We start from the raw sequence: 12,412 nt of genomic DNA on the forward strand, positions 1-12,412 counted from the left end.
ATTAAGGAATGGGGCCGTTGACCCGTTCAGCGCGCCAAAATCAGACGGCCATCGGCGAACTGGATATTCGAGAACCGATGCAAATAATCCATGCCCAACAGCGATTGATGCAACTCACCCTCATTCACCCAGGCTGACACGTTTCGGTCGGTGATCGGCCCAAGGGTCAGGGTATCGAGTCGCACCGGTGCTGTGCGAACCTCTCCGTTCGCGGTGGCGGCGCGACCAAAATAGTTCAGTTGGTCGGGATCAACGCCAATGCGCTTGGCGTCTTGTTCGCTCAGGACAATCTGGCTTGCGCCCGTGTCGACAAGGAAGGTGATCGGCTCTCCATTCACCTCAACAGGCAGGTAGTAATGCCCGTCATAGGCGCGCGGAACCTCGACCGTTTGGCCCGTGACTGTCATCTGCGGGGCGGGGCTGACGGTTGTTCGGATGTCCTCCCACAGGCCGACAACAGCGATGACGCCGATGAAGATCAGCACCCAGGCAACCACCTGTTGCAGCGTCTTGTTCAGCGATTGGCGATTTTGCGAGAAAAACCACGCCGCCACGGCCGCGCCAAGCAGTCCCAGATACGCCAAACGTGCAATGCTGTCGCCATCCATACTGTTACCCTAACCAATTCACCTTAAAGGTATATGGGGATTTATGACGCAAATCCAAAGGCCTTAAGGCCATCCAGAATGAACTGAACCGACAGCGCCGCCAGCAACATGCCCAGCAACCGCGTCAGCACGTTCAGTCCGGTTTTGCCCAGCATGCGCGCAATCAGGCCGCCTGACAGAAAAAACGTCAACACCACGGCCATGACCGCCAGCATGACGATGCAGGCTTCGGCGATGCCGAGAATGCCGGGATGTTGTCCGGCCAGCAGGATGATCGTCGCAATTGACCCCGGTCCGGCGACCAGCGGAATGGCCAGAGGGAACACCGACGGGTCCGGGTGTTCCTCTTCTTCTTCGACCCGATCCTCGCGGCGTTTGGTGCGGCGCTCGAACAACATGTCCAGCGCGGTCAGGAACAGCAACGCGCCTCCGGCGACCTTGAACGCCTCCATAGAGATACCGACAAAGCCCAAAACCGCCTCGCCGAAGGCGGCAAAGGCGATCAGGATGCCTGAGGCCGTCGCACAGGTACGCAACGCGACCTTACGGCGGGCGCGGGAGTCCATACCCTGTGTCAGCGCCACGAAGATCGGCGTTGTGCCAAAGGGGTCGATCACCACGAACAGGGTAGTGAAGGCGGTGATAAAAAAGGCAAAATCCATCATGCCGCGTTCTCAGCGTTTTCGAGGCGTTCGGCGGCGGCGACCCAGAGGGCCTCGGCCTTTTGCATGGCTTCGACCACTTCGGCGAACTTGCGGTTCCACGCCTCAAGATCGTTGATCTTGTTATCCTCGTACAGGGCAGGGTCCGCCAGTTTGGCCGAGAGCTTCTCTTGCATATCCGTCAGTTTCTCGATCCGGTCCTCGCATTTGCGCAGGTCTGCGCGCAGCGCGAGCACCGCCTCGCGCGAGGGGCGCTTGGGTTTTGCGGTCTGCGGCTTTTCTTTTATCGGTTTGTCGCGGGCCAGCAGCATGGTGCGATAGGTTTCAAGATCGCCGTCGAAAGGTTTGACCGTTCCGTCCGAGACCAGCCATAGCCGATCCGCAACCAGCGACAGCAGGTGCATGTCGTGGCTGACCAGAACCACTGCACCGGAATAGGCGGTCAGCGCCTCAACCAGTGCCTCGCGGCTTTCGATGTCCAGGTGGTTGGTCGGTTCGTCGAGGATCAGCATATGCGGCGCGTCGATGGTGGCGATCAGCAACGACAGCCGTGCCTTTTGACCGCCGGACAGCCGACCGACCAGAGTTTCCGCCTGATCCGCGTTCAACCCGAACCCGGCCAGACGCGAGCGCCACTTGCCGGGAGCTTCATCCGGCCGCAGCCGCCGTAGGTGGTCCAGCGGCGTCTCGTCCACATGCAGTTCGTCCACCTGATGTTGCGCAAAATAGCCGATGCGCAGCCTGTTGCTGCGGGTCATCTTGCCGGCCATCAGGGGCAGGCGGTCGGACAGCAGCTTGGACAAGGTCGATTTACCTTGGCCGTTCTTCCCCAACAGGGCGATGCGGTCGTCCTGATCGATGCGCAGGTTCAGACGGCGCAACACTTCAGTTTTGCCATAGCCGGTCGCACCGCCTTCGATCTGGATGATCGGTGGGGACAGTTCCTCGGGCTCGGGGAATGAGAACGCGCGCAAAGCAGCCTCTTGTGGGGTCGAGACCAGTTGGATGCGTTCTATCATCTTCAGGCGAGACTGCGCCTGAACCGCTTTGGACGCCTTGTAGCGGAAGCGGTCCACAAAGCTTTGTAGATGGGCGATGCGGGCCTTGGCCTTGGCGTTCTCGGATTCAGCCTGTGCCAGACGTTCGGCGCGGCGTTCTGCGAACTTGTCATAGGGAACCGCATAGTAGGTCAGCTTGCGGTCTTCCAGATGCAGGATTGATCCGACCGCCCGGTTCAGTAATCCGCGGTCGTGACTGATGATGATGACCGTGTGCGGATACTTGGCCAGATAGCTTTCCAGCCACAAGGCACCTTCGAGGTCCAGATAGTTGGTCGGTTCGTCCAATAACAGCAGATCAGGCTGGGAGAACAGAACCGCTGCAAGAGCAACCCGCATTCGCCAACCGCCCGAGAAATCGGAACAGGGGCGCAACTGGTCCTCGTCATCAAAGCCCAGACCTTTGAGGATCGAGGCCGCGCGCGCCTCAGCCGACCAGGCGTCGATATCGGCCAGACGGGTTTGGATCTCGGCAATTCGTGCGGGATCGGTGGCGCTGTCGGCCTCAGCCATCAACGAACTGCGTTCGGTATCGGCCGCCAGCACCGTGTTGATCAGCGAGACATCGGAGGAAGGCACCTCTTGCGCCACTCCACCAATCCGGGCGCGTTTCGGCAGCACGATATTGCCCGATTCCAAGGCCAGCTCACCGCGGATAAGTCGGAACAGGGTGGTTTTCCCCGTGCCGTTCCGCCCCACAAGACCAACCTTGTGGCCGTCGGGAATTGTCGCACTGGCCCCGTCGAAAAGGGGGCGGCCTTCAACCGCGTAGGTTATGTCTTCGATCCGTAGCATGACGCGCTCTTAGCAGAGCGGTGATGCAGCCGCCAGCAGCTTGACATGTTCAAAGCTCAGACGATGTGTTAGCGCTGGTCCGATTGATTTTTCTCGACGGTTTTCCTCATGCGCGCGGCCAAGACGCCCCCTTCTTTGATCACATTGATTTTCGCCACGGCGCTGTCGGTGTTGTCGTTGAACATGTTTCTGCCGTCGCTTGCGCGGATGGGAGAGGACTTTCAGGTCGACTACGCCCTGATCAACCTGTCGGTTGCTGGCTATCTGGCTGTGTCCGCCGTACTGCAGTTGATCATGGGGCCTTTGTCGGACCGATTTGGTCGCAGGCCGATCCTGCTTATTTCCATGGGTATTTTCGCGCTCGCCTCTTTGGGTTGCGTCTTGGCCGAGTCGATCTGGGTATTCCTTGGTTTCCGCCTGCTGCAAGCGGCCGTCGTGGCCGGGCCTGTGCTGTCCAGCGCGTCGATCCGCGACCTGTATACCCCCAATGAGGCCGCCAGCAAACTCGGCTACGTCGCTATGGCGATGGCTCTCGCTCCGATGCTGGGACCGATGCTGGGCGGCGCGTTGGATACGCTGTTTGGCTGGAGGGCCGGGTTCGTATTGTACTCCGCTCTTGGTTCCGGAATGCTGCTACTGTTGTGGGCGGACATGGGCGAGACGAATACGAACCGATCCGCAACGTTCTCTGCCCAATTGAAGGAATACCCGCATCTGTTTCGTGCGCGCCGGTTCTGGGGCTATGCGCTGTGCGCCGCTTTCTCGATCGGTGCCTTCTTTAGCTTTATCACCGGTGCGCCCCTTGTGGCCGCTGTTTGGTTTGATCTGAGCCCTGCCTTGCTGGGCCTCGGGATTGGTATCATCACCGGTGGTTTCATGGTCGGCAACTTCATTACCGGGCGGATCGCGGCCAGAACGCAGCTGACGACGATGATCCTGATCGGCCGGGTTTTCGCCTCGATTGGACCTCTCTGTGGCTTGCTACTTTTCCTGGCGGATCAAGGGTCAGTCTGGGTGTTCTTTGGCTCAGCTGTTTTCGTGGGTTTCGGCAACGGGCTGACCAATGCCAATGCCTCGGCCGGGGTGATGTCGGTTCGCCCAAAGCTGGCCGGCAGCGCGGCGGGGCTATCCGGGGCCATGATCGTGGCGTTGGGGGCAGTGCTGACATCAATGACAGGCGCTTTCGTTACGCCTGAAAACGGGCCGTACCTGGTACTTGGGATGATGTTTGCCAGCAGCTTTGTCGGCCTGCTCGCCGTTGTTTACGTTCGCCGGGTCGACGCGCTGGAGCCCTTGCCGGACACAATCTGATCGCCAATTCCCTTGGTCGCAATCATTCCACTTTTCATGAGGCACATACCGTGTTAGGCGGCGCGCGATGGATTTCGGCGCGGACCTCGCGCCATATAGTAAGGAGAGGCCGACATGGCACTGGAACGCACATTCTCGATCATCAAACCCGATGCAACCCGCCGCAACCTGACTGGCAAAATCAACGCCAAGTTCGAAGACGCCGGCCTGCGCATCGTTGCGCAAAAGCGCATCCACATGACCAAAGAGCAAGCTGGCAAGTTCTACGAAGTACACGCCGAGCGTCCGTTCTATGACGAACTGTGCGAATTCATGTCGTCGGCACCGGTTGTTGTTCAGGTTCTGGAAGGCGAAGGCGCCATTGCCAAAAACCGCGAAGTGATGGGCGCAACCAACCCCGCAGACGCAGCAGCCGGCACCATCCGCGCCGAGTTCGCCGAGTCGGTTGGCGAAAACTCGGTCCACGGTTCGGACGCCCCGGAAACTGCGGCTGTTGAGATCGCCTACTTCTTCTCGGGCATCGAACTGGTCGGCTAATCCGACACCAGTCAAAGATCAGGGCCGCATCCCAACCGGGTGCGGCCTTTTTCGTTTCAGACCTGTTTAAGATCCTTCGGCGCAACCCGTATGCCAATCGCATCCAGATCAGAGATCATCTGGGGTTCCGGCGCCGTGCTGATGCTGGATTTAATCGCGTCGAACTTTTTGCGCAGGGCTTTCTTTTCCTCGCCTTTGCAGTCGTTCCACGGGCGACCCTGCAGCCCCATCACCAGCACATAATATCCGATGAAATGTGGACGCGTGCCTGCCTGCAACAGGCGGGCGTAGGCCTCGTCTGCCCCCAATTCCCGCAATTGCTGCGCCGAGTGTATGCCCGCGCGTGCGCAAGATTGTTCAAAGGCAGGGCCAAGGTTGCGGATTGATGAGACGGCGTCAGACATGCCCATGTCTTAACCGGGTGATCGGACAGAGTCATTCGATTGTTACGGATACTCCGTGCAACTAGATTTTTACGTAGGGTCAAGGAAATAGAAATTGATCCGATTTCCAGAATGTGACCTCATGACGTCACGCTGCCATGAGGTCGTCCATGCCGAAGAACAAGGAAACCACCGAAAGGACCGTCGTGGACAAGAAGAACACGTTTTTAACGTTGGACGGAAAAATACTGAAAGTATTGAAAACTCGGGCGGTCGGTAAGGGTATTGGCGTCCAAGAGATCGTGGAAGCCTTTGTTGGCGACTTTTTGGCTATGCGGCGAAAGGGACGGTCCTGATGGCTCTGGTCAAAAGCATCCATGTAATCCCCGGTGCATTTGACGAGGCTGTGTTTTCCGATGGGCTGAAGGGGTTGAAACCCCGGTTTGAGGTCGCGAAGCCGGCACAGGGTTTTGAGCTTCTCGATTGCCATGACCAGTCTCTCAGGGTGGCGGGCAAGGTTCTGATTGAAACCGGTGGAACGTTGCGCCTGTTGGGTAGGGGGGACCCTGCAACCCAGCGATGCAAGGGCAAGGGCAGGTTTGCGCAGGATTTACCCCAGGGCCCCGTGCGCGATGCGCTTGCAGGGTTTCCAAAACTGCGTGCGCTGATGAGCATGGGGGCAGGGCAAATCGAGAAGCGTTCGTTTGCCATTCTCGATGATCTGCAGAAGACGCAGGTGCGTGGTACCATGATGACGTTGTCCTCGGATTACGGTCAGGTATCACTTGTGGCCGTGCAGCCCATGCGGGGTTACGACCGCGCCTTTCAGGCCGTGTGCGACAAGCTGGATGAGATGGCGGCAGGTGCGACCGGATCCGAACCCCTGTTCCAAGCTTTGTTCCCGGCGTTGGTCGTGTACAAAGCCAAACCTGAAATCAGTATTGGCACGCAAGAGCCCTCGATTGAAGTCGCCACAGATATCATCCGCACCTATCTTGCCGTCGCCCGCCAGAATGAGGCGGGCGTAATCGCGGACATTGATACCGAGTTTTTGCACGATTACCGTGTTTCGTTGCGCCGGGTGCGTTCGGTGATCAGCTTGTTCAAAGGGGTTTTTTCGCCGGAACAAACCGCTGAGTTGAAGCGCGAGTTTTCCGCCTTGATGGTCCCAACAGGCCGGGTTCGGGACCTGGATGTCTATCTGCTTGAGAAAGACGACTACTTCAAACTGATCCCTCCCAACCTTCACGAGGGGGCCAAGGCCATGTTCGCGCAGTTCGAGAAAGAGCGCGCCCAAGTGCTCAACAATCTTTCCCGGCGCTTTCGTTCCAAGGCTTATGATCAGAAGATGACGGATCTGGCGGCGTTTTTTGCCGATAACGGCAACTTTCAACCGGGCGAAAATGCGGATCGCGCCGCATATGAATATGCATGTGCCCTGATCTGGAAACGCTATCGTAAAGTCTGCAAGCTGGCACGGCGGATTACTCCTGACACCTCCGACGCAGACGTGCATAAGTTGCGCATAGATTGCAAAAAGCTGCGATATCTGATGGAGTTTTTTGCACCTTTGTTCAAGGCAAAATCATTCAAGACGATTATCAAGCCTCTGAAAAAGTTGCAGGATAACCTGGGTCTGTTCAACGACTTCTCAGTTCAACAAGTGGCGCTTTTGAATTTTGTTGCTCAGCAAAGCAACAATCAGGGCCGTGCCAATGCACAAATTGCCATGTCAGTTGGGGGGCTGATTGCAGTTCTGAATCAACGCCAAAAGTCCGAGCGCGACCGGGTGGTTGCAAGTTTTCAGCATTTCGACAGCCCGGATATCCGGCATCTGTTCCGTAGCTTGTTTCACCAGAAGGAGGGCTGAGGATTGAAGATCATTGCCTGCTACAGCAACAAGGGCGGCGTTGGTAAGACCGCAACTTCGGTCAATCTGGCGTATTCCTACGCCATGGCAGGGCAAACCGTTTTGTTATGTGACTTGGACGCGCAGGGGGCGGCTGGCTTTTACTTTCGGGTCAAGCCGTCGAAAAAGCTGACGGAGGCGCGGTTCTTCGAAGATGTTGAACGGTTTACGGCATCAATCCGCGCCAGCGATTTCGAAGGCTTGGACGTGCTGCCCGCCAACATGAACTTCCGGGATTTCGATGTGTTTCTGTCGCGGATGCGAAACAAGCGCTCCAGACTGAAAAAGGCTTTGGTTTCGGCAGGCAGCGACTACGACGTGATCATTCTGGATTGTCCGCCGAACTTTTCGACCCTGTCCGAAAATGTCTTCAAGGCGGCCGATCAAATCGTTGTCCCGGTCATTCCGACGACCTTGTCGGAACGTACATTCGACCAGCTTGTCAGCTTTTTCGACGCCAAGAAATTGCCGAAGAAAAAACTGAAGGCGTTTTTTTCGATGGTGCAGCGCCGAAAGACCCTGCATCTGGAAACGATGGACGAGATGCAAAAACTGTATCGCAAACGGTTCCTGCGCAGTTCGATCCCCTTCGCGGCAGATATCGAACGCATGGGGCAAAATCGCGCGCCGGTCAGTGTTTTTGCGCCCCACAGCGCGGCCAGCGCCGCCTATCAAGCGCTGTATGATGAGGTTGAAAACGGAGTTGTTTCAAGCCAATGAGCACCGAAATTGAACGTAAGTTTCTGGTGACCGATCTGCCTGACCTGAGCGCTATGCAAAAGGCGGTGGTCCGTCAGGGGTATCTGACGGCGCCGGACGATTCCACCGAACTGCGCCTGCGACAAAAGGATGACAAACACTTTCTGACCCTCAAGGGTGGCGGCACGATGGTGCGGGTCGAACGTGAGGCCGAAATCACCGCTGACCAGTTCAACACCTTCTGGCCCGAGACCGAAGGGCGCCGGGTGGAAAAAGAGCGCTACACCGGGCAATTGCCCGACGGACGGGTCTTTGAACTGGATATCTTTTTGGGGGACCTGGCGCCTTTGCAATTGGTCGAGGTCGAATTCACTTCGGAAACCGAGGCGCGGGAATACACGCCGCCCGCATGGTTCGGAATGGATGTAACCGCGGATAATCGTTACAAAAACAAGACGATGGCCATCAATGGTGTGCCAGATTAAAGCTTGCGCGCCAGTTTGATTGTCGCTTCGAGGCCCGGGTTGCAGTTGCGCGCCTCGAATGCCCCCTGATGCATGTGGGATATCGCCGCGACCAGAGCGAGGCCCAGGCCGGCATTTCGCTCGGTCCGTGCAGGATCGAGCGTTACGAACGGAACTTGTAGTCGGGGCAACTCCTCTTCGGGTACACCGGGGCCTCGGTCACGTACGCTCAGGCAGGCGAAGGGACCGTCTTCTGACAAGGAGATCGTAATGGCCGTTTCTTCCGGCGCGTAGCGCATCGCGTTTTCCAGCAGGTTCGACAATGCTTGCGACAGAAGGGGGCGGTGCCCCTGAACGGCATTTGCAGATCCAGTGACCTCTAGCGTAACGCCTTGATCAGAGGCCACGGGCTCATAAAGCTCGACCACATCGCTGACAAGCTGCTGCAGATCCACGGGCTCGAACTGTTCACGGCCCACGCCGGCTTCGGCACGCGAGATTTCGGTCAGTTGTCCAAGAACGCGTAGGACGTGATCGATCTCGGCGGTTGCGCGGGCCACATCAACTTCGCGGTCCAGATCGCTTTTGTCGGGATCGGAGAGCGACTCGACCCTTTGGCGCAGTCGGGACAGCGGCGATCGCAAGTCATGCGCGATCGAATTGGATGTCGTGCGCAGGTTGCTGATCAGTTCCTCGATACGATCCAACATGGTGTTCAAAGTTCCGGCGACCTGATCAAATTCATCCCCGGTTCCACGCAGTTGCATCCGTCGGGACAGATCGCCGGAAACGATGTTTTCTGCGGTACTTGCGATGTCCGACAATCTGGAAAACACCAACCGGGTGAACAGCCAGCCGGTCAGAAAGCTGAGTGCCAAAGCAATGGCCAGCGCCAGCGCGACGGCGCGCAACAGTGCCCGATCGAATTGCTGGCGTGCCAAGGCATCGCGCCCGACCAACAGGCGTTCGCCACCGGGCAGTCGGACCGAGGCTGCTGAAATTGGCACCAATTGGTCATTGTCAGCCCGCCGCAGTTCCAGATCGACCCAACCGCTGCCCGCGGTAACTTCGGTGGGCCAGTGTTTTAGATTACCAGCCAACTTGACCCCGAAGCGGTCGGTCAAAAGATACAGTGCGTCCCGATCCGATGCGGTCGGAAGGCGCCTTTCAATGGCCTGTAGTAACCCGATCAGACCGCGCCGTTCATATTCATCGGCCAGACCGGTCAGTTCGGCCGAAACCACCGAACGGGTTTCACCCTCAATGCTGCGATTGGCGGTGAAATACACAAGACCCAGAACAATTGCTGTCAGCAAGGTGCTGAGGACCATGCTGGCCAGGACTAATCGGGTGCGCGAATTGTTAAACGAAAGTCGCAGGTTATCCATCGGATATCATGTAACCTGCGCCTCGAACCGTTTCAATCAAAGGTGGTCGGTCGCCTTCATCCAACTGGCGGCGCAGCTTTGAGATATGAACGTCGACCACGTTGGTATTCGGGTCGAAATGGTAATCCCAGACACCTTCCAGCAGCATGGTGCGCGACACCACGCGGTTTTTTCGGCGCAGGAAGAACTCAAGAATCTGAAACTCGCGCGGGGTCAGAGAAATCTCGTGCCCGTCGCGGGTGACCTTGCGGGTCAGCAAGTCCATTTCAAGATCGCGGCAAGTCAACGTTGCAGTTTCCTCGGATTCCTGTGGGCGGCGCAGTAAGGCTTCGATCCGCGCATGCAGTTCCTGAAACGAAAACGGTTTGACCAGATAGTCATCAGCACCCGAGCGCAGGCCTTTGACTCGCTCGTCGACAGCGCTCATCGCGGTCAGCATCAAGGTCGGGGTTTTCACCCCAGCTGCCCGCATGGACCTGATCAGCGAAAGGCCGTCCAGGCCCGGCAGCATGCGATCCAGCACAATGGCGTCAAATCCGCCATCCGTGGCGTGGTACAGACCCTCACGCCCGTCGGCGGCCTGCTCGACCACGTAGCCTTCTTCGCCAAAACCTTTGGCGATGAATTCACGGGTGTCTTCGTCGTCTTCGACGATCAGCAAGCGACGGCTCATGTTTTGCCTTCCTTTCTAGCGGGATTTAAACACAAAAATCAGATAAAGCACAGAATTTGAAAAAATACGTGCCGGGTGCGTTATGGAGCACCCGGCAGTCCCGGCGGAGAGCGGACAATTCAATCCGCCAGGGAGGCGCGCGCCAGAATTCCCCATCAAATGGCGCGCACAGGCTTAAGATCAGGCGATTTCCACCGCCACGAAGATCTGGTTGCCGCCGCGATTGATCAGCACGAGGGCCGGATCGGTCTTTTCGCTGTCCAGCGCGGCTTTCAGCGCGTCTGGGGTCGCGGTTTCCTGGCCACCCAGCTTCACGATCACGTCGCCGCGTTGCAGACCAGCCTTGGCCGCAGGGCTGTCGGGCTTCAGTTCGGTCACGACCACGCCGTCGACGTTTTCAGCAACGCCCATCTGGGCGCGGTTGCTGTCGGTCAGCGGGGCGACGGTCACACCCAGGGCTGTGCCCGAGATGCCTTCGTCCACTGACTTGTCGATCTCGGCCGAGGCGCTTTGATGCTGACCGATTGTCAGCTCAAGCTGTTGCTCCTTGCCATCGCGCAGAACGGTCAAGACACTGTCGGTGCCGACTTTGGTCGTTCCGACGAGGATCGGCAGGTCGCTGCTGGAGTCGACGGCTTCGTCGTTGAACGTCAGGATCACATCGCCTTGCTGCAGGACGCCTTCGGCGGGGCTGCCGGAAACGACGTCCGAAACCAGCGCGCCGGTCGAGGCATCAATGCCCAGGGCTGCTGCGATCTCGGGGCTGACGTTCTGGATTGAAACACCCAGCCAGCCGCGGCTGACCTGACCGTCATCACGCAGGTCCGCTGCAATATGTTCGACGATGTTCGAAGTCACCGCAAAGCCCAGGCCAACCGAACCACCGGTCGGAGAATAGATGGCCGAGTTAACGCCAACAACTTCGCCTTCCATGTTGAACAGCGGACCGCCCGAGTTACCCTTGTTGATGGCGGCATCGGTCTGAATGAACTCGGCGTAGGGGCCTGCCGAGATGTTGCGGCCTTTGGCCGAAACGATGCCCGTGGTCACGGTGGAGTGCAGGCCGAACGGGTTGCCGATGGCGACTACGTCCTCGCCGACGCGAATGACGTCGCTGTCGCCCAGTTCAACCGCCTGCAGGGTTTCGCCTGCATCGATTTTCAGGATGGCGATGTCGGTCAGCGGGTCGGTGCCGATAATCTCGGCCTCAAAACTGCGATCATCGCTTAGACGGACGGTCACAGTAGACGCGTTGTCGACGACATGGTGGTTGGTCACGATGTAGCCGGCTTCATCCAGCACAAAGCCTGATCCCAGTCCTTGAGCCGGACCGCGTTGCGGCATTTGAAAGCCCTCAGGGCCGCCGAAACGCTTGAAGAACTCTCCGAACGGGTGTCCTTCGAGATCAAAGTTCTGTCCCTGCGCCTGTGCGGGCACGACGTCCTGCTCGGCGATGATTGTCACCACTGAGGGGGATACACTCTCAACCAGATCAGCCAGTGCCTCGTCCGCCAGCGAGGGCAGGGCGGTTGTGGCCAACAGCGCGGCGCCAAGCGCGGATGCGCCGGCCCAACTGTTTACACGTGGCAAAAGCAGGGAGGATTTACGGATGCTCATTTTGGTCTCCTGTTTATATCGCGCGATTGCGGCCGCGCGTTAAAAGAGGAGATGAGGCATCAGTCTGTGCGTTTCCTGTGCCGCGCATTAAGAAAACTTAATTTCGCCACAAACGTGTCGTTCTATCGCTCCGACCCGAAGAGTTAGATTGGCCGGCTGCGAATCAAATGATTCGAATCAGCCTATTGTTGCCGAGTTGACGGTCAATCTTTGAAATGTCCCGAATTGATTCAGTTTTGGTAACAAAGGGCCGTTCGAAAATCATAGCACGAAGCTGTTCGTCTTTTGGTTGTGGGCTGTTTTTTGGC

General features: G+C 57.9%; 13 protein-coding genes. 6 read left to right on the plus strand and 7 right to left on the minus strand.

From position 1 onward, the window contains the following. Positions 1-26: 26 nt before the first annotated feature. From ACR0AA_RS06595 to ACR0AA_RS06605, 3 genes are read right to left on the minus strand one after another with little or no spacing between them, the layout of a single operon-like run. Positions 27-608 carry a retropepsin-like aspartic protease family protein gene (locus ACR0AA_RS06595; protein WP_480661380.1) on the minus strand — a complete coding sequence of 194 codons (582 nt, stop codon included), beginning with the start codon at positions 606-608 and terminating at the stop codon, positions 27-29. A gap of 41 nt (positions 609-649) precedes the next feature. Then, positions 650-1,273 (minus strand): MarC family protein, encoded by a 624-nt coding sequence (locus ACR0AA_RS06600; protein WP_480661381.1) that lies wholly within the window; start codon positions 1,271-1,273, stop codon positions 650-652. Beyond that, a complete protein-coding gene (locus tag ACR0AA_RS06605; protein ID WP_480755698.1) occupies positions 1,270-3,123 on the minus strand; it encodes an ABC-F family ATP-binding cassette domain-containing protein in 1,854 nt (617 codons plus the stop codon). The genes ACR0AA_RS06600 and ACR0AA_RS06605 overlap by 4 nt, the downstream gene beginning before the upstream one ends. A gap of 108 nt (positions 3,124-3,231) precedes the next feature. Between ACR0AA_RS06605 and ACR0AA_RS06610 the strand changes: the two genes are divergently transcribed. After that, positions 3,232-4,434 carry a multidrug effflux MFS transporter gene (locus ACR0AA_RS06610; protein WP_480661383.1) on the plus strand — a complete coding sequence of 401 codons (1,203 nt, stop codon included), beginning with the start codon at positions 3,232-3,234 and terminating at the stop codon, positions 4,432-4,434. A gap of 114 nt (positions 4,435-4,548) precedes the next feature. Next, positions 4,549-4,971, plus strand: coding sequence for a nucleoside-diphosphate kinase (ndk, locus tag ACR0AA_RS06615; RefSeq protein ID WP_170352964.1), 423 nt, complete (start codon positions 4,549-4,551; stop codon positions 4,969-4,971). Between the two features lie 56 nt (positions 4,972-5,027). On the opposite strand, the gene ACR0AA_RS06620 is transcribed toward ndk, so the two are convergent. Continuing rightward, positions 5,028-5,375, minus strand: coding sequence for a TfoX/Sxy family protein (locus ACR0AA_RS06620; protein WP_480755699.1), 348 nt, complete (start codon positions 5,373-5,375; stop codon positions 5,028-5,030). Between the two features lie 149 nt (positions 5,376-5,524). On the opposite strand from ACR0AA_RS06620, the gene ACR0AA_RS06625 reads away from it, so the two are divergent. The 4 genes from ACR0AA_RS06625 to ACR0AA_RS06640 are packed head-to-tail and all read left to right on the plus strand — an operon-like array spanning position 5,525 to position 8,447. After that, on the plus strand, positions 5,525-5,710 hold the full coding sequence (locus tag ACR0AA_RS06625) for a hypothetical protein (protein WP_480661385.1): 186 nt from the start codon (positions 5,525-5,527) through the stop codon (positions 5,708-5,710). Then, complete coding sequence (locus tag ACR0AA_RS06630) at positions 5,710-7,224, plus strand: CHAD domain-containing protein (protein ID WP_480661386.1); 1,515 nt, start codon at positions 5,710-5,712, stop codon at positions 7,222-7,224. The genes ACR0AA_RS06625 and ACR0AA_RS06630 overlap by 1 nt, the downstream gene beginning before the upstream one ends. Before the next feature lie 3 nt (positions 7,225-7,227). Beyond that, positions 7,228-7,983: a ParA family protein gene (locus ACR0AA_RS06635; RefSeq protein WP_480661387.1), complete on the plus strand. Its 756-nt coding sequence runs from the start codon at positions 7,228-7,230 to the stop codon at positions 7,981-7,983. Continuing rightward, the gene (locus tag ACR0AA_RS06640; RefSeq protein ID WP_480661388.1) at positions 7,980-8,447 is read left to right on the plus strand and encodes a CYTH domain-containing protein; all 468 of its coding nucleotides are present in this window, start codon (positions 7,980-7,982) and stop codon (positions 8,445-8,447) included. The genes ACR0AA_RS06635 and ACR0AA_RS06640 overlap by 4 nt, the downstream gene beginning before the upstream one ends. Here ACR0AA_RS06640 and ACR0AA_RS06645 read toward each other — a convergent pair. The 3 genes from ACR0AA_RS06645 to ACR0AA_RS06655 all read right to left on the minus strand — a co-directional run bounded on the left by ACR0AA_RS06645 (position 8,444) and on the right by ACR0AA_RS06655 (position 12,104). Further along, positions 8,444-9,814: a sensor histidine kinase gene (locus tag ACR0AA_RS06645; protein ID WP_480661389.1), complete on the minus strand. Its 1,371-nt coding sequence runs from the start codon at positions 9,812-9,814 to the stop codon at positions 8,444-8,446. The two genes, ACR0AA_RS06640 and ACR0AA_RS06645, sit on opposite strands and share 4 nt — an antisense overlap. Beyond that, positions 9,807-10,487: a response regulator transcription factor gene (locus ACR0AA_RS06650; protein WP_480661390.1), complete on the minus strand. Its 681-nt coding sequence runs from the start codon at positions 10,485-10,487 to the stop codon at positions 9,807-9,809. The genes ACR0AA_RS06645 and ACR0AA_RS06650 overlap by 8 nt, the downstream gene beginning before the upstream one ends. Positions 10,488-10,667: 180 nt before the next feature. Continuing rightward, positions 10,668-12,104, minus strand: a complete 1,437-nt coding sequence (locus ACR0AA_RS06655; RefSeq protein ID WP_480661391.1) for a Do family serine endopeptidase — start codon at positions 12,102-12,104, stop codon at positions 10,668-10,670. Positions 12,105-12,412 lie beyond the last annotated feature (308 nt).

Source organism: Ruegeria sp. CE8, from assembly GCF_056537465.1.